The organism is Brevibacillus porteri, assembly GCF_003013475.1.
GTDB lineage: Bacteria > Bacillota > Bacilli > Brevibacillales > Brevibacillaceae > Brevibacillus > Brevibacillus porteri.
On record NZ_PXZO01000041.1, the window covers coordinates 30,427 to 51,723 of the forward strand.

At 48.0% G+C, this 21,297-nt stretch carries 21 protein-coding genes; 19 read left to right on the forward strand and 2 right to left on the reverse strand.

Translation table 11 applies throughout. The annotated features are described in order from the left end of the window. Positions 1-91 precede the first annotated feature (91 nt). The 7 genes from C7R92_RS20315 to C7R92_RS20345 all read left to right on the forward strand — a co-directional run bounded on the left by C7R92_RS20315 (position 92) and on the right by C7R92_RS20345 (position 7,470). Entirely contained in the window at positions 92-721 is a 630-nt protein-coding gene (locus C7R92_RS20315; RefSeq protein WP_026043233.1) for a DedA family protein, read from the forward strand. Then, positions 714-1,232, forward strand: a complete 519-nt coding sequence (locus tag C7R92_RS20320) for a YkvA family protein (protein ID WP_017250365.1) — start codon at positions 714-716, stop codon at positions 1,230-1,232. Before C7R92_RS20315 ends, C7R92_RS20320 begins: the two co-directional genes overlap by 8 nt. A 19-nt stretch (positions 1,233-1,251) precedes the next feature. Beyond that, positions 1,252-2,199 (forward strand): 3'-5' exoribonuclease YhaM family protein, encoded by a 948-nt coding sequence (locus C7R92_RS20325; protein ID WP_106835432.1) that lies wholly within the window; start codon positions 1,252-1,254, stop codon positions 2,197-2,199. A gap of 123 nt (positions 2,200-2,322) precedes the next feature. Beyond that, complete coding sequence (locus tag C7R92_RS20330; protein WP_106835433.1) at positions 2,323-3,885, forward strand: YcdB/YcdC domain-containing protein; 1,563 nt, start codon at positions 2,323-2,325, stop codon at positions 3,883-3,885. Between the two features lie 166 nt (positions 3,886-4,051). Then, positions 4,052-5,047 (forward strand): hypothetical protein, encoded by a 996-nt coding sequence (locus C7R92_RS20335; RefSeq protein ID WP_106835434.1) that lies wholly within the window; start codon positions 4,052-4,054, stop codon positions 5,045-5,047. Next, positions 5,044-5,319, forward strand: a complete 276-nt coding sequence (locus C7R92_RS20340) for a hypothetical protein (RefSeq protein WP_069851432.1) — start codon at positions 5,044-5,046, stop codon at positions 5,317-5,319. The genes C7R92_RS20335 and C7R92_RS20340 overlap by 4 nt, the downstream gene beginning before the upstream one ends. Before the next feature lie 81 nt (positions 5,320-5,400). Continuing rightward, positions 5,401-7,470, forward strand: a complete 2,070-nt coding sequence (locus tag C7R92_RS20345) for a YecA family protein (RefSeq protein WP_069851430.1) — start codon at positions 5,401-5,403, stop codon at positions 7,468-7,470. A 73-nt stretch (positions 7,471-7,543) separates the two neighbouring features. Here the strand turns inward: C7R92_RS20345 and C7R92_RS20350 are convergent, their stop codons facing one another. Beyond that, positions 7,544-8,761 carry an MFS transporter gene (locus C7R92_RS20350; protein ID WP_106835435.1) on the reverse strand — a complete coding sequence of 406 codons (1,218 nt, stop codon included), beginning with the start codon at positions 8,759-8,761 and terminating at the stop codon, positions 7,544-7,546. A 228-nt stretch (positions 8,762-8,989) separates the two neighbouring features. Between C7R92_RS20350 and C7R92_RS20355 the strand changes: the two genes are divergently transcribed. From C7R92_RS20355 to C7R92_RS20390, 9 genes are all read left to right on the forward strand, one after another. Beyond that, positions 8,990-9,943 carry a carbohydrate kinase family protein gene (locus C7R92_RS20355; protein WP_106835436.1) on the forward strand — a complete coding sequence of 318 codons (954 nt, stop codon included), beginning with the start codon at positions 8,990-8,992 and terminating at the stop codon, positions 9,941-9,943. A gap of 57 nt (positions 9,944-10,000) precedes the next feature. Next, positions 10,001-10,138 (forward strand): hypothetical protein, encoded by a 138-nt coding sequence (locus C7R92_RS32390; protein WP_007717021.1) that lies wholly within the window; start codon positions 10,001-10,003, stop codon positions 10,136-10,138. Between the two features lie 229 nt (positions 10,139-10,367). Further along, positions 10,368-11,828, forward strand: coding sequence for an LCP family glycopolymer transferase (locus C7R92_RS20360; protein ID WP_106835437.1), 1,461 nt, complete (start codon positions 10,368-10,370; stop codon positions 11,826-11,828). Between the two features lie 175 nt (positions 11,829-12,003). Beyond that, positions 12,004-12,318 carry a hypothetical protein gene (locus tag C7R92_RS20365; protein ID WP_017250356.1) on the forward strand — a complete coding sequence of 105 codons (315 nt, stop codon included), beginning with the start codon at positions 12,004-12,006 and terminating at the stop codon, positions 12,316-12,318. A gap of 75 nt (positions 12,319-12,393) precedes the next feature. Next, the gene (locus C7R92_RS20370; RefSeq protein ID WP_069851422.1) at positions 12,394-12,864 is read left to right on the forward strand and encodes a hypothetical protein; all 471 of its coding nucleotides are present in this window, start codon (positions 12,394-12,396) and stop codon (positions 12,862-12,864) included. 145 nt (positions 12,865-13,009) lie between these two features. Further along, a complete protein-coding gene (locus C7R92_RS20375; RefSeq protein ID WP_106835438.1) occupies positions 13,010-15,013 on the forward strand; it encodes an oxidoreductase in 2,004 nt (667 codons plus the stop codon). A 165-nt stretch (positions 15,014-15,178) separates the two neighbouring features. Then, positions 15,179-15,475 (forward strand): hypothetical protein, encoded by a 297-nt coding sequence (locus C7R92_RS20380; protein WP_017250353.1) that lies wholly within the window; start codon positions 15,179-15,181, stop codon positions 15,473-15,475. A 74-nt stretch (positions 15,476-15,549) separates the two neighbouring features. After that, a complete protein-coding gene (locus tag C7R92_RS20385) occupies positions 15,550-16,398 on the forward strand; it encodes a YtnP family quorum-quenching lactonase (RefSeq protein WP_106835439.1) in 849 nt (282 codons plus the stop codon). A gap of 226 nt (positions 16,399-16,624) precedes the next feature. Next, a complete protein-coding gene (locus C7R92_RS20390; protein WP_106835440.1) occupies positions 16,625-17,860 on the forward strand; it encodes an MDR family MFS transporter in 1,236 nt (411 codons plus the stop codon). On the opposite strand, the gene C7R92_RS20395 is transcribed toward C7R92_RS20390, so the two are convergent. Continuing rightward, the gene (locus C7R92_RS20395) at positions 17,852-18,640 is read right to left on the reverse strand and encodes a GDSL-type esterase/lipase family protein (protein ID WP_106835441.1); all 789 of its coding nucleotides are present in this window, start codon (positions 18,638-18,640) and stop codon (positions 17,852-17,854) included. The two genes, C7R92_RS20390 and C7R92_RS20395, sit on opposite strands and share 9 nt — an antisense overlap. Before the next feature lie 105 nt (positions 18,641-18,745). Here C7R92_RS20395 and C7R92_RS20400 point away from each other — a divergent pair, with 105 nt between their 5' ends. The 3 genes from C7R92_RS20400 to C7R92_RS20410 all read left to right on the forward strand — a co-directional run bounded on the left by C7R92_RS20400 (position 18,746) and on the right by C7R92_RS20410 (position 21,219). After that, positions 18,746-19,729, forward strand: coding sequence for an ABC transporter ATP-binding protein (locus C7R92_RS20400; protein WP_208636222.1), 984 nt, complete (start codon positions 18,746-18,748; stop codon positions 19,727-19,729). After that, complete coding sequence (locus tag C7R92_RS20405; RefSeq protein WP_069851414.1) at positions 19,695-20,690, forward strand: ABC transporter permease; 996 nt, start codon at positions 19,695-19,697, stop codon at positions 20,688-20,690. The genes C7R92_RS20400 and C7R92_RS20405 overlap by 35 nt, the downstream gene beginning before the upstream one ends. Positions 20,691-20,778: 88 nt before the next feature. Next, entirely contained in the window at positions 20,779-21,219 is a 441-nt protein-coding gene (locus C7R92_RS20410) for a small multi-drug export protein (RefSeq protein WP_106835443.1), read from the forward strand. Positions 21,220-21,297 lie beyond the last annotated feature (78 nt).

The following is a 21,297-nucleotide window of genomic DNA, read 5'->3' on the forward strand; positions in this document are numbered from 1 at the left end:
TTAATAGTTGCCATACGAGCTCTGGTTTGTGAATGCGCCTTTCTTTTGGCATAATGGAAGAGGGCAGCTTGCTGGAAAAGTGGTGACATTCGTGGCAGATGTAATGGGAACCTTTAGTGACTATATTACGCAATATGGGTATGGCGCCTTGTTTGGATTGTTCTTTCTAGGAATTTTGGGGATGCCCTTACCTGAAGAAACGCTGCTCGTTTTTTCTGGATTTCTTGTCTCAACGGGAAAATTGCAATTTTGGCCTACTTTTTTCGTCTGCTTTCTCGGCTCCGTTACAGCGATGACGGTGGCATATTGGATCGGCAGAACGTTAGGTTACCCTTTTCTCGAACGATATGGGAAACGACTAGGGATGGGCTATACCGTTTACAAAAAAACGGAAGAGTGGTTTAATCGCGTCGGCAAATGGGCGCTTCCGCTAGGCTATTTCATCCCTGGTGTTCGTCAGTTTACGGCCTATTTTGCGGGGATCACGCGATTGCCATTTCCGACTTTCATGCTTTATACCTATTTGGGTGGGCTGTTTTGGAGCTTGCTTTTTGTGACGCTTGGCTGGCAACTAGGAGAACGCTGGGATGAGCTGTTTGATTTGATTGCTCGTAACCTCGCGATTTTCTTTATCGCTTTGCTCGCATTGATCGCAACCTGGTCGTATTTCAGACACAAGAAGAATGTAAAAAAGCAATTACGGAGGGATCAGAATGAGTGAAGAAAACCGCAACGAAAATCTACTGCCTGTGGTTCAGAAGCCAACCGAACTGGTTCCTGTAGTATTACCGGAAAAACATCAGCGATTTTATGATAAATTGCGTGACAAAATCGAAGCGTTCATTAGAGACAAGGGAGTCAATGATTCAGTAGCCAACTTTATATTGCTTGCACCTGATTTGTTTGTTCTCTTGGCCCGCCTTATGCTGGACAAGCGCGTAGGTGTTCAATCAAAAGCGTTAGCGGGTGTAGCGGTTGCCTACTTCATTACCCCAGTTGATTTTATTCCGGAGGTATTAGTCGGCGGATTCGGGCTTGTGGACGACGTCATTTTGGCCGTTTATGCTTTGCGCAAGATTTTGGTGGACATCGATGAATCGATTGTACGTGAGCATTGGAATGGCGAAGAAGACCTCTTGGCTGTCATTACGAAGGTAGTTCGATCAGCGGATGATTTAGTCGGCAAGAAAATAGTGAAAAAGCTGGAAGAAACCCTGTTCCGAAAAAAATAAGCTAGGATGGGACAAATAGATGAAATATTTATTGGATTATCAAGAGGGAGAGCGTGTTGTCGCTTTTTGCCTGATTAAAAGCAAGGAAGCTGGCGTAGCGAGTAACCAGAGTGAATACTTGAATTTGGAGCTGGGAGATCGCTCCGGAACGATCACGGCAAAGCTATGGGATGTCAATGCAGAAATGAAGGAATGGATCAACGTCAAGGCTGTCGTGAAGATCGACGCTGCCGTCCAAGTGTATCGTGGGAAAAAGCAACTGGTGATTCAGCGGATCAGACCGGCTGCCGCATCAGACGAAGTTCAGATGGAGTCGCTCATTCCGATCTCTCCATTTCCAGTAGATGAACTGTGGACAAAGCTTACCCATGCAGTCGACAGCCTGCAGAGTGCCACGCTCAAGGCCATTATTCAAGAAGCGCTGGCAACAGAGGAGATTCAGGACCGCCTTCGCCATTATCCGGCTGGTGTTCGTATGCACCACAACTATTATCATGGTTTGCTCGAGCATATTGTCTCTCTGTTGACGGCGGCACAGAGCCTCTTGCCACTTTATCCACAAGTAGACAGGGATGTACTGATGGCGACTTGTATTTTGCACGATATTGGAAAACTGTACGAGCTATCTGATCCCATCGCACCGGATTACACCACGCCAGGTCAGTTAATTGGTCACCTGGTCATGGGAGTCGAGATGGTGAGTGGCATTTGCCGCAAGCTAGATATTGCTTTAGGGGACGCGGAGGTTCTGCACTTGAAGCATTGCATTTTGAGTCATCATGGAGAGGTAGAGAACGGCTGGGGCAGTGCTGTATCTGGAAAAACGCCAACAGCTGTCATGTTCCATTACCTGGACCAGATCGACAGCAAAATGAACGCTTTGAGCCAAACACTAGCGGACATGACGGAAGAAGAGGAATGGGCGTACGCTGGCGTGCTTAGACGAAAAGTCTGGCGCGGGTATTAATTCATGGAACAAAAAGCCAACTGCTAAGCAAAACGAAGCAGTTGGCTTTTTTTAGATAAATCAGAAACGTTTTTGAAGGAAGCTCGTCTTAACAGTAATGGCTTGTAAATAGGAGGTATTCTCGTGAAAAAGCGAAACAGAGCTGCCATGTTTGTGTTGGCAGTCAGCATGGTCACGACACCAGTGGCACTTCTGCATCCGTTGTCTTCCTATGCGTATGATGGCAAATCAAGTCTGGAACCCATTCAGTTGCCAGAAGACATCGTCCACTTGTTAACAGAATTGAAAGAGGACTATGTGCCTCTCATGAAAGACCTTCATGTGGACTCATACGGAGGGACAAGCAACTCGGGGTATGTCATTAATCTCTCGGATCGAAAGAGTATCATTACTACGAATACGACGCTCAATATCTCCACGAATGCAGAGGGAGATATAACCAGATTTGTCCTGCATGATGTGAATCGGGACAAAACAACCAAAATCAATAAAAAGGAAGCCTATCAAAAGGCTGTCGATTTTATTCGAAATTACATAGCGGTTAACCATGTTATTTCCCCGCAAGCGACGCTCTCTTTCGATCGTGCGTCAGAGCTGGATCATCTGGCAGTCGTCAGTGTCTACCCACAGTTGAACAATACGTGGGTGGACAAAGAGACAGCGCGGGTCATGGTTGATGCAAAGGGCCAGGTTGTCGTTTTTCAGCAAGATAAGGTAAAGCTTCCTACCCCAGCAGAAGTAGCGGACCCAAGCAAAGCTGTACCACTCGAAAAGGCAACGAAGGAGTGGCAAGACAAGGTATCCATGGAACTGGTCTACGATGAGTCAGCGGGCAAGCTTGTTTACGTGCCCGACCAATTGCCAACGATAGATGCTCTGTCTGGTGAAGAAGTTCCGTCTGTGTATAAAACAACGAATGAGACGATGAAAATCAAAGGAACAGCAGACATGGGCATCTGGCGAGATACGAAAAAAATGGAGCAGATGCTCGAGAAGGATTTTGGACTGAAGCTGAATCAGCGCACGTACAAAAATGTAAAAGAAGACAAAAAGTATAAAAACAGTGACATCGATCGTCATGAATGGAATGCGAGCTCGTATCAAAGTGCGTGGATTACTCTCGACCGTAAAACAAAATCACCCATTGAATTCAAGCTGGACAGTTCCGTAGAAAAGGAGCTTGAGAAGCCGCTCACGCATGATGAGGCAAAAGACATCGCAGTACAATTTGTGGAGAAATACTTATTGTCCAAAGAACAAGCTTTCTCCGTAAAGGAGACGAGTCTTATAGAAAATCTGCCGGGTTGGGCGGATCAAAATTTGGTGCGGCCGATCAGTAGCTTTGCTTTTCATCCTGAGATTGACGGTATCCCTACGAAGAGACCACTGTTTTACATGGAAGTGGACGCAAAGAAGGGTAACGTAGTCCTTGTTCAAGTAAATGACCTGCCGTCCATGCCTGCTACCATCAGTAAAGACGGTATTGTCAAGGATGAGAAAGCAAAGGATGCGTATGTCAAAGAAGCAAATCTACGCTTGGCATACTGGTATCCGAAGGTAGGTACACATTCAGCGAAACTGCCAGAGCTGGCCTATTTACCGACGGCCGATGCCAAGTCTTTGCAGATCGATGCTGCAACGGGTGCAGTGGAAGAAACCTGGCTGGAATGGAAAGCGTCCGACTAAGCATTACCCGACATGGTGTAGAAGCCGTGTCGGGTTTTCCTTTTCATCATTATCGGAATTCATAAACACTTCAAGTCAGGTAGGATTTTTTTTCTTTTTGTAGAATATCTTCTTGATTCCCATTTGATTTGGCAAACAATGCCGAACACGAGAAGGAGAAAGTGCAATGAAACGGCCAACTTATACCCTACCAAGTATTGTAAAAAAGGTATTCCGGCCCGGTGAGCGCTCCCTTCCACGTACGGAGATCTGCTCCCGGATGGAAGCGAATGAGCTGAATGCTTTTTTGGATCTGGACTGCAAGACAATACTGGATAAAGTGTTGAACATGGAGCAGTCTCCAGTGCGAGTTGGAAGTTCAGAGGCGATCGTAGAGGTCACTCACCAGCCGCATCAAGTGTACGACTTGGCTCATCGCTATTTACGCGATAGCCAAACACCAAAAAAGCTTGAGCAAATTGTCGCAGAGCTGCGTCGTCAAACGCAGTTTGGCTGGAATCAGATTCTTCGTATGTTGCAATTGGAACGCGATCCTCGCTTTGTGCAATATCAAGGCGACAGCAGGTGGTTTTTGGCAGAGTGGACATTGGGCAATGACCAAGTGTATGCGTTTTGCCGCGACAATGGCATTACGCAGGTATCTGCTCGCACATTAGTCCATTTTCTGGAGCAGGAAGTAGGAATTGCTGCAGATGCTGCTTTTCTCCCTGCGCAAGATGACCGCTTCCGCATTGACGGTGATACCATGTACATCATTGCTCGTAGCGAAGATTCCAAGGAAGAGCAGGCGGCCCTCGAGGTTGCTGTTGCTGCCCCTTCTGTATCGATAGGAAACAGCGAGTCCGTCTCAGAAGAAATTGCATCGGAAGAACCAGCGAATCCCTTACATCAGGTGGAAGAACAACATGAACTATTAGTTACCAAGGAGGAAGCTACTATGTCTACCATTACCAACCAGCAAGTTCTTGAGGAAGTACAAAAACTGATGCAAGAAGCTATCGACCGCTTGGAGACCAGAAACCAAGAAATGTCCCAAGAAGTTGTCGCTCATTTTCAACAAAGCAATATGCAAGCTATAGAAGTGCTAATGAAAGAGAAACATAAGCATGAGCAGATCGTACTTGGCATTCAACAGGTGCTGGCGACCAGTGAACAACAATGAGTAAACTTGAGGCTACGATCCGGTTAGAGCAGAGATTTGCCATCCTGCGCGAGGTTATCGCGGGCTATCGGATTCGCCTTCAAGAAATGGAGCAGGAAGTGGTAGAGCTTTTTTCCACGAACCAGCTCTCTGCTATTTCAGCATGCATGGGCGAGAAGCAGCGCATCGTCAGGTTGATGAATCGACTGGAACAATTTATTGTTCAATGGGAAAGCAACAACACGGATGTGGGTATCGCACATGAACCAAAGCGAGAACACTTGAACACATGACGAATAATGCGGTAAAATAGGGGGATTGTGCATGATTCCCCGCGCATGCCGCGTGGGCTGGAAAGGAGATCCAAACCCTCTATGTCGGTAGGAAGAAACGAACTGTGCCCTTGTGGGAGCGGAAAAAAATACAAAAAATGCTGTGGGGTTGTCACTCCCATTACGGAGCTGCGTAGCCGCCACGAGCAAAAGCTGCAAAAAGAATACGCTGGCTGGGTCGAAAGACTGAACCATTTTGTCGGCGCAAATGTAACCAGCGAGACGATTCAAGAAGCGCGGAATCGTTTTGCCGAAGAAGTAGGTTTGACTCAAGAGAGTGTCGCACGTCCTGAATGGGCAGCCCATTTCTTCAACTGGTGTGTATTGGACGTCAAAACAGGTGGAAGCACGCTGCTTGAGAACTATATCAAACAGCATGGACGTCGGATGGAGCCTGATCTTCGCCGTGCATTTGCTGGATTGCACCTGAACGTTTATGAAATCGTGGAAGTGGATCGTGATGTCATCACGGTTCAACAACCGATATCGGAAGAAAAGCACTATCTGCTTCGTGCCAATACGTTGAATGTTGTCCCTGGGCAATTGATCGTAGGGCGCCTGCTGAATCTAGGTCTGCGTGATATGCTCTTCTCTGGCAGCATCATCTTGCAGCCACATGTCAAGGAAAGCCTGCTCGAGTGGTTACGCCAGCATCCAGAAGTAGAAGCTGCGAAGGCAGATACGAGCAAGAGAAGCTATACGACAGAGCTGTATCACTTCATCGTTCAATTTGGTGGAGCGACAAGCGAGTCGGAAGCACCGAAGCAAGAATCGCTACTGCGTCGTACCTATGCGATGCCAGATCGTAAACAGCTCCTGAAAGTAATCGAGTCGAATCCTGCATTCGAGCTGAAAAAACGGGATGCTGCTCGTGAGACATGGGTATATGCGACACGCAAGGAAGAGCATTTGTTTCCGAATTTAAAGGATGCCTTGTTGGAGCTATACGAAGTACAGGCAGAAGTGATTTTGCAGGATGACAGCCTGATTCTGGAAGGGTATGCATCGCAGTTAGATGAAGTCGCAGAGCTTTTACTGCTGCTTGCATTTGAGAACGAAGAGGAGATTCGCGTTCTTACTTCAACGGGCTCTCGTTTGTCCAAAGGAACTCTGTTTATCACGAGTCAGCCTACTTTGCCACCAAAAGTGTTGCAGTGGGCAGTCCAAACCTATTTTACCGAAAAATGGCTGGTTACTTCCCATGAACAGCTCGATGATTTGGCTCCGCTCTTGGTTGCGGCTACAGAAAACGAGGAGCTGCATGGGAAACTTCACAAGCTGATGGAACAAATGGAACAGGATCATAAAATCGGACAAGGTTTGGCTCGTTTTATCCGAATGGACATTCTTCGTCCTCGCCTCTCGTTGTCAAATGACAGCCTGCATGTGCATAACCTGCTGCGCCGTCCGTTGATCGAGGGATTGCCGGAGAGTGTGTACACCGTGCATCCTGACAGACTTGCGGACATCAATCGCTTCGTGCAAGAGATGACCGAAGGCAAGTCAGAAGCAACCGTTAAAAAGTACGATGAGGTCATGAACAACTTCCGTTCATTCGTCAGAGGAGCGTTTGGCCCATCTTTCACATGGGAGCAGTTGCGTAGAGAGGACCTGGTATACTTCTTCGTCCACGACATTTTCACGCGCACAGACGCAACGACCAAAACGTTGGCAACGAATCTGATGTCTGTTTTGACGGCGTTCTTCAAGTGGCTGGATAAGCAAGGACCATACGCGCTTTATCCTGTCATGCAGCCATTGTTCGCCGAGTTGAAGGAAACATTGCCGGAATCCTATCGCTTGCGTGGTGTGCTGGAAAAGGAAGCGACTCAAAATCTTTTCAGCAAACCAGTGGCGATCAAAGATGTCACGGAAGAATCCATACTCGTGCAAGAAATCACTTCATCTGGTTGTACGGCAAAACGTGCGAATGGTGAGACAATCAAGCTGTCTATTGGCGCTGAATTGGGTGCTATGCTGGCAGCAGATTGGATGATCCATGGCTTGTTCGGTCAAGGTGAGGACGGTACTTGGAGACTGTTTGGTACGCCAGAAGTGTATCCACCAGTCATTGCCCAAGTGCTGGGCGCACCAACAGGTGTATTAGTCTAGAACCCCTAGCATAAAGAAAAACCCGAGGATTCGTGTCCTCGGGTTTTTTGTTTTGACTTTTCCTTGGAATAGATTAGTGAGCCCATTCGCGGAGTGTCTTGTCTTTCGGCAGCAAAAAGCCCATGCCCCCGATCAACGGGAGGAACGAACATAACAGAATGACAAAGCTCAGACTGTAAAGATCGGCGAGATAGCCGAAAACGAGAGCGCCCATGCCTCCCATTCCAAAGGCAAGCCCGATGATCAGCCCGGATACGGTACCGATTTTGCCAGGCAATAGCTCCTGCGCGTACACGACTGTGACGGAGAAGCTGGAAAGCATGATAAAGCCGCTGATCACCAGTAATGGAAAGGCCCAATAGCCTGAGACGTAAGGCGTCAGCAATGTCAGTGGAAGTGAACCGAGTGTGGAAATGATGAGCAAGTTCCTTTTTCCGAATCGATCAGACAGCGGTCCGCCAAAAAAAGTCCCAATCGCTCCTGCGAAAAGAAAACCAAAAATGACGAGCTGTGCACTGGCATAATCCATATCTTTCACATACATCAAATAAAACTGATAAAAGCTTTGGTAGCCAGCATTCATCCAGGACCGCACACTGACGATGACAATCAGGAGGCCGAGGGCAATCAGCCGCTTGTTCCGATTCGTATACGTGACAGGTGCCGCTGTAGCCTTTTTCAAACGCTGTTGCCCACGATACCAGAGAGCAACATAGAGCAAGATGCCACTAGCTAATAGCGCGGGCAACAGAAACCAGGCAGCCCCTGTCTGTCCCAGATTCGCAAAGACCAGGATGGTCATCAAGGGGGCGAGTGCTTGCCCGGCATTTCCACCTACTTGAAAAATGGATTGTCCCAGCCCTCTGCGAGGACCGGATGCCAAGTGGGCGAAGCGTGAGGCTTCTGGGTGGAAAATGGCTGAGCCAATACCAACACAGGCGACTGCTGCGAGAACGAAATAGTAACTGCCGGAGAATGCGAGTGCCAGCATCCCAAATCCCGATACGATCAAAGCCAGTGGTGGCAATAAAGGAATCGATTTGCGATCGGAGAAGTAACCGACGAATGGTTGCAAAACAGATGAAGTAAGATTCATGACGAGTAAAATCATTCCGACTTGTGTAAACGTTAATGCCAGATTCTTCTCTACAATAGGAAGCAATGCAGGGATGACCGCTTGTAAGCTGTCGTTTAATAGATGCGCAATGCTAATGGCAAATAGCATGCGATAGACAGTTGGTGCCGCAGTCCCTGCCGGTGTAGAGTGAATGGGTGTTGATGAGGCACTCATGTCAGTTCGATCCCAACCTTTCTTAGGTAACTTACTTTTTATTTTTTTTCAATGTAGCATGGATTCTAGAGGACGTCATCCATGAATGATGGGAATATGATGGTCGGAAATAAAGAATTTGATCTGTCAGGAAGTTTTTAAAAAAGTAGGTAAATGGCGAAACGTTGTCGAAAAAGAGAGGAGCACAATGGACTAGACCATGAGCAGAAGGCTAGGGGGAATGCTGGAATGCTGGAAGGTATAACAGAATACTGGCTATGCGTGGGAGGAGCCAATGTTGACGTGCAGGGGGTCACTTCTGCCAGACTGTTGCCTGGAACAAGTAATCCGGGTGAAGTACATCAAGCAGCAGGCGGCGTAGCTCGAAACGTGGCGGAAAATCTGGGATGGCTAGGAGAAGAAGTGCAGCTGTTTGCTCTGGTGGGAGAAGATGCAGATGGCGAGTGGCTAAGGCAAGTCACAGCAAATAGTGGAGTGGCTACTCATGGCATGTTGCGAATCGCAGGGAAATCGACTGGGCGCTACTTGGCTATTCGTGATCGTGACGGTGAATTGTACACGGCTGTTGCAGATATGGAACTAAATGAAGAGTGGCCAGCGGAGATTGTCCAGCAAGGTCTCAAACGCTTGCCTCAGGCCGCAGGCTTGTTTCTGGATGCCAATCTTCCCGTCGAGGTTATGCGGGCATTTTTGGCGGAAGCCAGAAGACTCAACAAAAAGATCATCGTGGACCCTGTTTCTGTGAAAAAAGCAGAAAAATGGAAAGGGTTGCTTGAAGGTGTTCATATACTTGTCGCGAGCATTGATGAACTGGAAGTGCTAGTTGGCCAATCACTTCATTCCTATAATGATGTGGAAATATGCGCGAAAAAATTGGTGGCAGAAGGTATTCATCAGGTCATGGTCATTTGTGGGGAAGCAGGGCTGTGGCTGTGCACCGCACAGGAGGAAAAATGGCTTGCTGCCCCGACTATGCCGATTCGAGAGTCCGCAGGAGATGCGTTTGCCGCAGGTATCATTTATGCGCAAAACAAGGCATTGTCCCTTACAGAACAAGCAGCTTTCGGCGTTGCTTTGGCCGAGATGAGAACAAAGGGAAATGGCCAATACGATATCGATGTCCTTTTGGCACGAAAAGATTACTATGCCGCAAAAGAAAGACAGATCCTCGACAGAGAATGAAAATACATAGCTTGACGTACACTACCCGTTAGTTGGTACAGAGGAGGAGTGTATGTCATGGAAAAGAAATCGAATGATGTGAATGGAAAACAAGAGAGCCATGTTCGGCAGGGTGGGGATTCACACCGCTCCAAAAACAAGCGACCTGAAGGTCCTGTACAAGGATTTAGTCAGGCACCACGCGGCTTGCAATAAGTCGAAATTTATATGTGCAACTAAAGTCCCCTTATCGACAAAAAGATGGGGGACTTTTCGTTTAAAGGAACATTTTTCTACAAATGCAGACAACGATATGGTACAATACCTCAATCAGAGTATTGCCAACTGAAGAAAAAAGTGGTGCATATTGTCGAGTGGCACAATTCAAAATCGTGCCTCCCTTTACTTTGTCAAAAAGCGTGCGCGAACAAGGAGACTGATTCATATGCCAGATACTGTTGTGAAAACACGCGCTTCAGCTTCTCGAAAGAAACAGCCGAGCCGTAATCGAAAAATACGTAAACTCGTTGTATCCTTCACATTGATCACCTTGCTGCTGGTTGGCGGTGTGGCTGGAGCAATTTATTGGAAAATTGAGGACACTCTGACGGAAGTAACGAGCCCTGCAAACAGCGGATTTACTTCGCCAGTATCCCAAAATGTCGATCCTGTTTACTACTCGGATAAGCCAATGTCGTTTGTATTGCTTGGTTCTGATACCCGTCCGGAAACTGGTTCCATGAATACAGACGTAATGATTGTGGCAGTTGCCAACCCAAAGACGAAGAAAGTTACCATGGTATCGATTCCGCGGGACACACGCGTCAAGATCCCAGGCTATCGCGACTACCATAAGATCAATTCTGTCTATGCCAATGGCGAAGCAGAACGCAGGCAAGCAGAGCGCAACAACCAAACGGTTACTGAAGATGGTATTTCCTTAACGAAGAAAACGTTGAATGAAGTACTGGGTATTCCGATTGAGCATTTTGTAGCCATTGATTTCGATGGTTTCAAAGCGGTCATTGACGAATTAGGTGGTGTGGAAGTCAATGTGGATCGCAAACTGGTATACGATGATCCAACTGACGATACTCACATCAATCTCCAGCCAGGACTTCAAAAATTGAATGGTGAGCAAGCACTTGGTTATGTACGACATCGTCATGACAACCGTGGAACGAAGTACTACTCCAGTGACTTCGACCGTAACCGTCGCCAACAAGAGGTCATCAAGGCTGTCGTGGACAAAACGGCTTCTCTTGAAGGCTTAACGAAGATATTTAACGTCATGGACGTAGGTGCCAAGAATATACATACCGATCTTTCCAAGGATCAGATCAAAGGCTTGGCCTACGATTTCAAAGGATTTAATTCTTCTACGGTCACCGCATTGGATAATGGGGCATATTGGCAGGGAGGATACACGTATCTCGAAAAAGAAAAGCTCGAGTCTGTTCGCGATTCCTTGCAATCAGAGATGGGATTGAGCGGGAGCGTCGTAGCGTCCCTCAACAATTCTCCGATACTCGGTTCCGGTGAAGCGGTAGCGACAAGCAATAAGAAGAGCGTCAAGAAGAAAACGACAGAATCAGCTGCGTCAACATCAGCGAAACAAAAAACGGAGGCTCCGAAAGAACAAGAGCCGAATTCAACAGACAATCAAGACGGTACGGCAAATGAAGGTGCAATGCCGCCACCTGATGTCGTAAACTCAGAAGGGCAAGGCCAGTCGACAGATCAAGGTCAGGGAGCACAGACGCCTGCGACTGATGCAACACAATCTCCTGGGACTGTACCAGCAGGTAATAACGGCAACAACTCTACTCCACCGCCGGATATCATCCCGCCGTCCAGTCAGGATGCAGGTCCTGCACCTACACAAGGATCGAACACGAACTCTTAACGAGTACGAAAAACACCCGTTCATCATGAGCGGGTGTTTTTATTTGTCGATTCATTAAAAAATTTTAAAAATTCGTTTATGGAAAAGGTTTAGAAAACACCAATTTCGTGGTACAATAATAATATGCTGATAAGACAGATTAATCAGATAATTATTACTGACTGGAGGGATTTCTATGACGATTTTCTTGGTGAACCTGTTCCTGGTGATTGCTTTTGTGTACCTGATCAGCCGCCAACAAAACGAAGAGTTTGTGTACGATGAAGATTTTTTCCTCCAGAACCCTTCAGCTTTGGAAGAATATCAGCAGATGCCGATTGATTTCCAGCATGCCTTTTTCCGCAAGCATAAAGAGTGGATTAAGGAAAAATATATGCGCGGAGAAAGCTACATTTTAGGTTACTGTCCAAACAAAGAAGTGCGTCGTGCGTGGCTGTCAGAATTCATGAATCAAAAAAATATGAATAATTCACCGACCCCTTCCTCGTGAAGGGGTTTTTCGCATCTGTAGAACTCGTGCTATACTGCTACGAGAGGATATCGTGAAATAGGAGGAAAGAAGTACGTGTTACAATTTATGCTGGAAAAACTAAATCAACAGTTACATACGCATGGAATGATTTCGGATATCGTCTTGCGCTCCGATCATTCGTTGCTGGAAGAAGCGGAAGGGCAAGAGGTTCTGATCACGTTTTCCGAGGCAGAGGACGAAAAGCAACCAACGGCTACCATCCATCTGTTTTCGCTTGCGGAAGAGGACAGCTGTGAAATTGAGGTGGAAATTGACTATCCTTATAGCTTGCAAGATGAGGAGATTCAACAATTATGGACGCAAGCAAAAAGCTTGGTAGCTGAGTGTTCGCTGACAGAAAAGCGCCGCTTTGTAGAGCCTGGCACGCAGGCGGAAGCGAAAGTCGTACTGGATTATCACTTTGTCGTGCAGATGCCGAGAACAGAAGCTGAAGAAATCGCATTTACAGAAACCATCGCAAGATTTTCCGCAGATTTGGGGATGCTCGTCAAACTCGGCACATAAAAATAGGCTGTACATAAGGAAAGCTCAGGGGTATTATCCTGAGCTTTTTGCATGAAATGTGAGGAAGGAGGAATATGAGGAGGAGAGAGAGAATCGTATAGATAATAAAAATGAATGAGCATTCACTCGTCTGGAGGCGTTTAACGTGGAACTTTCAAAAGTATGGGAACCGATTCAAATTGGTTCGATGACGTTGCCAAATCGGATAATGATGGGGTCCATGCACGTTGGATTTGAAAAGCTTGAGAATGGTGTAGCGAGGCTTGCTACCTTTTACGCAGAGCGTGCTAAAGGAGAGGCAGGTCTGATCGTGACAGGAGGGGCTGCTGTACATCCAGAAGGCGGTATGGGCGACGAGTATTGCAATGTATACCAAGACGAGGATATCGAGAAATTGCGTCTGATCACGAAAGAGGTTCATCAAGCCAATGGGAGAATTGCGTTGCAGCTGTTCCATTCCGGGCGTTACGCGTACAAGGAAGCAACAGGATTAGACCCGGTAGCACCATCGCCATTGCAGGCGCCGATTAACCGTTGGAAGCCGAGAGAGTTAAGCGCAGAGGAGATCGAAGTAACGATCCAATGCTTTGCTGATGGCGCCGTCCGTGCTAAAAAAGCTGGCTTTGATGCCGTGGAAATTATGGGTTCGGAAGGATACTTGATCAATCAATTTTTATCCCCTGTGACCAATAAGCGAGAAGATGAGTGGGGTGGGGACTTTTTACGCAGAGCCCGCTTTGGTATCGAGGTGGCTAAGCGTGCCCGCCAAGCAGTGGGACCCGATTATCCGATCATCTACCGGATGTCGGGATTGGACTTAATGCCAGATAGTACGACGATGGAAGAGACATTGCAATTTGCTAAAATGCTTGAGGAAGCAGGAGCGGATGCTCTCAATGTCGGAATTGGCTGGCATGAATCACAAGTGCCGACGATTGGCATGATGGTGCCGCGTGGAGCGTATGTATGGGTGGCCCAGCAAGTCAAGCAGGTCGTGAACATCCCGGTTATTGCCAGCAATCGAATCAGCGACATGCGCCAGGCTGAAAAGATTTTGTATGAAGAATGCAGCGATATGGTTTCGATGGCTCGTCCATTTTTAGCGGACCCGTATATCGTTCAAAAAAGTAAAGAAGGACGCTTTGATGAAGTAAACACATGTATTGCTTGCAACCAAGCCTGTCTCGACCATATCTTTGATGGGAAGGTAGCCTCCTGTCTGGTCAATCCTCTCGTGGGCAGAGAAGCAGAGTGGGAGTTGGTTACGGCGGAAAACCGCAAGAAGGTAGCTGTAATCGGAGCGGGGCCAGCCGGTTTGGAGGCAGCTCGTGTGCTGGCAGAGCGAGGGCATCAGGTGGTTATCATGGAGGCCAAAAGACAGATCGGTGGACAATTAAACTACGCCAGACAGGTGCCGGGTAAAGAGGAATTTAATGAAACGCTTCGCTATTATCGGACAGAGCTTGCGCGTCTTGGTGTCGAAATAAGGCTGGGAACACTGGCAGAGGCAGAAGCCCTGATTGAAGAAGGCTTTGCAGAAGTGGTAGTGGCAACGGGAGTCATTCCTCGGCGTCCAGAGATTCCAGGAGTGGAGCTCGGACATGTAAAGGGATATGATGCGGTATTTGAAAAGCGCGCCAAGGTCGGTAGTCAAGTAGTGATCGTCGGTGCAGGAGGAATCGCATGTGATTTGTCCCATTTGCTGATGCACGACGAAACGATTTCACCGAAGGCAGCGGAATACTTGCAGGAGTATCGGATTCTGGATGGAAGAGCTGTACAGCAACTGCAACAGCGAAAACGCAAGATCAGCATGTTGCGGCGTGGGAAGCATGTCGGATCGGGCTTGGGTAAAACGACGCGCTGGGCAGTTCTCGCCAACCTGAAGCGACGTGGCGTAGAGATGCTGACACAAATTGAATATAGCCGGATTGCAGAAGAAGGGGTATACTTCATTCAGAACGGGGAGGAACGCATGATACCTGCTGATACGGTCATTGTAGCGGCTGGAGCGACCTCCAACAATTCGCTATACCACGCATTGCTTGATCGGCTGCCTGTGCACCTCATAGGCGGGGCTAAAGAAGCGGGAGAGCTCGATGCTAAGCGAGCGATTTTGGAGGGCGCGACGGTAGGAAGAGCGATTTAAGGTGATGAAAAGATTTTCTATTTCGAAAACAATGGGGATCGGATATGATTAAGAAAAGTATGTCGTCTTTTTAGAAGTTTTGTCGAATCACTTTTCAACCTCCGCTAATTCTTGCAAAATGAAGTTATACTGTTCAAATTCATTTGATTGGGGGCTCTCGCCTTGATGAACCATAATGGCATTCTCTTAGGGAAACGTTACTTCCTGTACTCGTTAGCACCGCTAGTAGAGGTGGAGGGATGGACGTTTACGATAGCCCCGGGGTTTAAGATGATCGCAGGCGGGAGTGCCAATCCATTACAGACATTAATCAGCGTTTACCGAGAGAATGAAAAGGTAGCGCAACTCGTGCTTCATCATAGACGAAGTGATTCAGATGTCACTGTGCAGGCTGTATCAAGTGATCTCCTGTTAGAAATCGCCCCGGCGACTAGAACTGTAAGTGTAGCAGAAAAGATGTAAGGCACCCTGAACGGGGTGCTTTTCACTTTCGATCTTCAATCATCATTCCGAGCAATCGAGGAGGCGGCAGGATCATGGTAGGGAACGAATGGCAGGTAGGTCAGTTTCAATTGTCTTGGCTGAGAGGTGGACTCACGAAGCTGGACGGAGGCGCAATGTTTGGAGTCGTGCCCAAGCCGCTCTGGAGCAAAAGATATCCATCGAATGATCTCAATCAAATCCCTTTGCGTGCTGACCCGATCCTGGTACAGGCTCATGGCAAGCGTATTTTGATTGAATCGGGATTGGGAAATGATCGGCTAACGGAAAAACAGAAGCGCAATTTTGGCTTGGAAGAAGAGTCTCAAGTGGTGGACTCCCTTGCTGCAAAAGGATTGACTCCTGCTGATATCGATATCGTCATCATGACACATATGCACTACGATCATGCCAACGGACTTGTCTCTATTCGTGATGGACAACTTATCCCTACATTTCCGCAAGCTGTCATCTACGTGCAGGAGCAGGAATGGGCGGAGATGAGAGAGCCGAATATTCGCTCGAAGAATACATATTGGGAAGAAAACTGGCGTCCGATTGAGAATCAGGTGAAGACGTACGGAGCTTCGCAGGAAGTTGTGCCGGGAATCACGCTTCATCATACAGGCGGTCACAGCCAGGGACATGCTATCGTACGGATGGAGACAGAGGGGCAGCTGCTTTTGCATCTAGCGGACATCATGCCTACACACGCCCATCAAAATCCATTATGGGTGATGGCCTACGATGACTACCCGATGACATCCATATTTGCAAAAGACGAATGGATCAACAACGGGATCAAGCAAGGAGCTTGGTTCACGTTCTACCACGATAGCGTTTACCGTGCGGTGAAATGGAACGAACAGGGAGAAATGATTGATCGGATAGAAGTTATTTTGTAAAAAGGACAAGCAAAGACCGTCAGTGGTTACTGGCGGTCTTTTGCGTTGTTTAAGGTCACCGTGTCCAACCCTATCGAAATTTTGATTACTCTAATAGAAATGTTTCATAATCAAAAAATTTTGAATGCTCATTGACGAACGACCATTGCCTCTCTACAATGGGAACATCACAGAGCATCTGTTCTGGCAAAGATGGAAAGGCATAACAGTGGTGAGGAGAGAGACAATGAGCTGGATCAAGATGCGTTTACAGGAGTTTCACCCGATCGTCTGGTCATTAGTCGTCGGGACCGTGTTCGTCCGGGCCGCCAGCTCGATGAGCATGCCGTTTTTGTTTTTATACTTGTCTAATCAAACAGATATGAGCTTGGCTATGATCGGATTGACTATTGGAGCAGGACCGCTCGCGGGTACAATCGGAGGTTTTATTGCGGGAGCGTGGTCGGACAGAATCGGGCGCAGGCGAGTCATGCTAGGCGCGTTGTACGTGTGGACGCTCGTGTTCGTCGGGTTTGCGCTTAGTAAAGACCCGTGGATTCTGCTTTTTCTCAATATAGCAGGGGGACTCTGTCGATCCTTCTACGAACCGGTCTCCCAGGCGCTGATGGCAGATGTAACGCCACAAGAGAAGCGGCTTCGTGTGTTCGGTATTCGCTACATGGCGATTAACGTGGGGGTAGCGGTAGGGCCTATCGCAGGGGTAGTGCTGGCGAAAAGCTCTGTAGCCTTACCCTTCCTGATGACGGCAGTGATTTATCTCATCTATGTGATTAGCTTGCAAGGATTATTGAACAAGTTTGGCATTAAGCAAATTGAGGGTCAAAAGAAAGAAGTGGTTACATTCGGCCGTGCATTCAGTGTTGTGGTGCACGACAAAGCGTTTCGTTTGTACATGCTCGCCGGTGTTTTGGGAGCGATAGGCTACTCGCAAATGTCATCTACGCTGGCAAAATTCGCAGAAATGACGGTCGTGAAAGGAACAGAGCTGTTTGCCATCCTGATGACAGTCAATGCGATTGTCGTGATTGTGATGCAGCTTCCGTTGACGAACTGGGCAGAAAAAAAGACGCCTCTCACCGCGATTGTGGTGGGAAACGTCATGTATGCAGTTGGTGACGTGGGTTATGCCTTTGCCAACTCATGGCTGATATTCATTGTGGCGATGGTATTTTTCACAATAGGTGAAATCCTTACGTTTACAGCAGGAGACGTCCTGATCGACCGAATGGCGCCAGAGAGTATGCGCGGCAGCTATTACGGTGCGAAAAGCTTCAGCAACCTCGGCCAGTTCATCGGTCCGTGGATGGGTGGATTGCTGTTGGCACACTACGGAGGTACGACCTTGTTCCTGATTGTAGCAGCTACCTCGATGATGAGCAGTGCGTTCCAATGGGCGGGTGCTCGCGCCTTTGAAGCAACCCGTGGCAAGTCCTTGAATGAAGCGAGGGCTGAATCACTCTAACGCTTGCAAGATACGATCCGCCATCCGTTTATAGCCTTCAGCATTCGGGTGGAAGTGATCTGTATACAAGTAGTTTTGTTCTTTACGCAAGAACAAGTCGTAGGTCGGCACCACGAATACTTGCGGGTATCTTGAGGCGATTTGGGACGCCTGATTGTTCCAGTCGAGCACGGGCCCGATGGTGTCGACGGCTGCTTCGGTATTGCCAAAAGGATTATACAGGGAAGTATAGACGATCGTCGCCGTTTTGTTGACGCTGCGAATCTGTTTGAGAATCTCTTCATAGTTGACCGCAAGCTGATTAAGAGCTGTGGTCACTTTTTCTTTTTCAATGGTATACAGCCCACCTGTCTGCCTGAACAAGTCATTGCCACCGATGGTAAAAAGAATCAGATCGGCTTCAGCGAGCAGCTTCTTCACTTGCTCCTGAGACATTTGTTTGAGCAGTTCAGATGATTCCTGTCCATTAATTGCGAGGTTTGTGAACGTAATAGACTGGCCCGATTTTTTCTCCAATGCTTGGCGAACGAGTCCGACATAGCCTTGGCCATTTGCGTCTCCGGCACCGCGCGTGAGGGAATCCCCTAGTGCGACTACTTTGTGGACACCCTTTTCTGGTAAAGGAGAGGGTGGCTGCTCTTTTTGGGCAGGTGGGGTTGCTGCGGATGGTGCTAACTGCTGCGGGTTCATCGCGAGGACAAACCCTGTCGCAAATAAGAGAAAGGAGAGTAAAGACAAGAGACCTGCCGTGCGCCAAAGAAATTGGCCGGATGTGCGCATCGGGTATCCTCCTATTCGTTTTAAAGTGTATGGTCATGGTATAATGTGGATGGACATCTTATGACAGTGTACCATAAACAGAACGCCATCGTCAGTTGACGAGGCATGACTCAGATAGGAGGGCGCACATTGGCCGAAACGGTCCTCTCAGTAAAAGGATTGCAAAAAGCGATTGGCAAAAAGTCGATCATTCATGATATTACGTTTGATGTTTTCGCCGGAGAGGTATTTGGATTTCTCGGGCCGAATGGCGCAGGCAAAACCACTACGATCCGCATGCTCGTTGGATTGGCAAAATCCGATGGGGGAGATATTCGCATCGGAGGCATCTCCCTTCAGGAACAGTTTCCGCAAGCAATTGCGCAGGTTGGTTGTATCGTCGAAAATCCGGAGCTATACAAGTTTTTGACGGGTAGAGAGAATCTGGAGCAGTTTGCGAGAATGAGCGGTGGTATTACTCCTGAGCGTATTGAGGAAATCGTCCGCTTCGTTGATTTGGAGAGGGCAATTGATGATAAGGTAAAAACGTACTCACTCGGAATGAGGCAGCGTCTGGGGATCGCGCAGGCACTTTTGCATCGTCCGAAAATATTGATCCTGGACGAACCGACGAACGGTTTGGACCCGGCGGGGATTCGTGAGTTGCGCCAGTTTATTCGCAAGCTTGCCGAGGAGGAAGGGCTCGCTGTCTTCATTTCGAGTCATCTTCTCAGTGAAATCGAGATGATGTGTGACCGGGTGGCGATTATCAGCCAAGGGAAGGTCATTTCGGTTGGATTAGTCAAAGAACTGATGGAGCAGTTTGCTGATCAGGTCGATTGGAAAATCCCGTCTTCCCACATACAGAAGGCCGAGGAAGTCCTGCGGAAACTACCAGCAGTGACAGATGTGTGGGTGGTCAGTGAAGAGCGTCTGAAATCACGCATGGACATAGAAAAAGTGAGTGAGGCTAACCAAGCATTGGTCAATGGTGGCATACCTGTGATGGGAATTGCGACAAAGACGGTTACACTGGAAGACCTGTTCCTTACATTGACGGGAGGAGGGGGAAGTCATGGAGCAGAGCATGGTGGGGCTCGTACAGAATGAAACCATAAAATTGCTGCGTCGGCGCCGTTTTCTCGTCGTCGTGCTGATCTTGGCGATTCTGATCCCGATTTTTACATACGCACAGTATCGCTCGGTTGTCACTGCACAAGAACGAATGGGGACGACCGACTGGCGCCCGTTATTAACCCAACAAATCGTCGATATGCAAAACAGGCTGGCATCAAGCCGTCTTCCTGAAGAGTGGCGGGATTTTATCAAGGTCAGGATCGCACAGCAGCAATATTATTTGGATCATGACATTAACCCGATGGCGCCGGGTGGACCTACATTCGCCCGTGGCTTTATGGATCAGGCCATTTCGATGTTTTTGCCGATGATTATCGTCGTACTCGCTGTCGACCTCGTATCTTCAGAGTTTAGCGAGGGGACGGTAAAGCTTCTATTAACGCGACCCGTACGGCGTTGGAAGGTATTGACCAGCAAATACATCACCCTGCTGCTGTTTACCTCTCTCACGGTTCTCACGACACTGATTCTCGCTTATTTACTCTCTGGGGTCGTATTTGGCTATTCGGGATGGGACCTGCCCATTTTGACTGGCTTTGAAGTAGCGGGAGGAGAACTGGAGACATCTGGCGCTTTCATGCTGCCACAATGGCAATTTTTGCTGATGCAATATGGGCTAGGCTGGTTCGTCTGCGTCGTGGTTGCCACGGTCACACTTATGGTCTCTGTTTTGGTTCGGAGTGCGGCTGCTGGGATGGGAATTATGATGGCAGCATTAATTAGCGGAACGATCCTGACGCAGATGGCATCCTCCTGGGAATCGTCCAAATACTTGTTCGTGGTAAATTTGCAGCTTACGGATTACCTAAATGGAACACTACCTCCGATTAAAGGGATGACGTTGCCGTTCTCGCTGACCGTGTTGAGTGTATGGGCGATCGCAGCGCTGATCATTGCGTACGCGACCTTTATCCGTAAGGATGTCACATCCTAATTTAACAAATTCCGTTACTTAATGACATGTTTGCTCGTCTTTACCATGACGAATGAAAAAGACAGCGAGAGGAGAAAGACGAAACAGAATGGACGTATTATGGAAAGCAGGCTCGGTGACACTATCTGGCATGTTTGAGCTGTGGGCAGCGATCCCTGTAGGTTTTATGTTGCAACTACCACCGGTTCTGATCGGAATATTTAGTGCGGTGGGTGCGATTATCAGCGCAGGTGTCGTCATTTTTCTGGGAGGTTCTTTGCGCACCTGGCTGTTAAAGCGTGTAGAGAAACGGAGCAAGCGTCAGGGGCGCATGTGGCAGATATGGGATAAATACGGAGTGGTCGGCCTTGGTCTCGCTTCGCCGCTTTTAACGGGAGCCCCACTGGGAGCTGCTATTGGTATCTCGCTGGGAGCCCCTACGAAAAAGCTCATGCTGTGGATGTCGGTGGGCATCATTATCTGGAGTGTGTTATTGACGGCAGGAGTGGCTTTTGGTCTGTTGCAATTCATGGTACCAGAAACGAAATAGAGCTATATGCATGAAACCGCCAATTTTGAACTGCACCCCAATTGTTAGACACAACTAACGATTGGAGGTGCAGTTTTT

Excerpts from the sequence above, each read along its gene's own strand:
- C7R92_RS20325 (WP_106835432.1), top strand. The coding sequence starts at position 1,252 with ATGAAATATTTATTGGATTATCAAGAGGGAGAGCGTGTTGTCGCTTTT.
- C7R92_RS20335 (WP_106835434.1), top strand. The coding sequence starts at position 4,052 with ATGAAACGGCCAACTTATACCCTACCAAGTATTGTAAAAAAGGTATTC.
- C7R92_RS32390 (WP_007717021.1), top strand. The coding sequence starts at position 10,001 with ATGGAAAAGAAATCGAATGATGTGAATGGAAAACAAGAGAGCCATGTT.
- C7R92_RS20320 (WP_017250365.1), top strand. The coding sequence starts at position 714 with ATGAGTGAAGAAAACCGCAACGAAAATCTACTGCCTGTGGTTCAGAAG.
- C7R92_RS20390 (WP_106835440.1), top strand. The coding sequence starts at position 16,625 with ATGAGCTGGATCAAGATGCGTTTACAGGAGTTTCACCCGATCGTCTGG.
- C7R92_RS20400 (WP_208636222.1), top strand. The coding sequence starts at position 18,746 with ATGACTCAGATAGGAGGGCGCACATTGGCCGAAACGGTCCTCTCAGTA.
- C7R92_RS20395 (WP_106835441.1), bottom strand. The coding sequence starts at position 18,640 with ATGCGCACATCCGGCCAATTTCTTTGGCGCACGGCAGGTCTCTTGTCT.
- C7R92_RS20350 (WP_106835435.1), bottom strand. The coding sequence starts at position 8,761 with ATGAGTGCCTCATCAACACCCATTCACTCTACACCGGCAGGGACTGCG.
- C7R92_RS20360 (WP_106835437.1), top strand. The coding sequence starts at position 10,368 with ATGCCAGATACTGTTGTGAAAACACGCGCTTCAGCTTCTCGAAAGAAA.
- C7R92_RS20365 (WP_017250356.1), top strand. The coding sequence starts at position 12,004 with ATGACGATTTTCTTGGTGAACCTGTTCCTGGTGATTGCTTTTGTGTAC.
- C7R92_RS20405 (WP_069851414.1), top strand. The coding sequence starts at position 19,695 with ATGGAGCAGAGCATGGTGGGGCTCGTACAGAATGAAACCATAAAATTG.
- C7R92_RS20385 (WP_106835439.1), top strand. The coding sequence starts at position 15,550 with ATGGTAGGGAACGAATGGCAGGTAGGTCAGTTTCAATTGTCTTGGCTG.
- C7R92_RS20410 (WP_106835443.1), top strand. The coding sequence starts at position 20,779 with ATGGACGTATTATGGAAAGCAGGCTCGGTGACACTATCTGGCATGTTT.
- C7R92_RS20345 (WP_069851430.1), top strand. The coding sequence starts at position 5,401 with ATGTCGGTAGGAAGAAACGAACTGTGCCCTTGTGGGAGCGGAAAAAAA.
- C7R92_RS20380 (WP_017250353.1), top strand. The coding sequence starts at position 15,179 with ATGAACCATAATGGCATTCTCTTAGGGAAACGTTACTTCCTGTACTCG.
- C7R92_RS20355 (WP_106835436.1), top strand. The coding sequence starts at position 8,990 with ATGCTGGAAGGTATAACAGAATACTGGCTATGCGTGGGAGGAGCCAAT.
- C7R92_RS20340 (WP_069851432.1), top strand. The coding sequence starts at position 5,044 with ATGAGTAAACTTGAGGCTACGATCCGGTTAGAGCAGAGATTTGCCATC.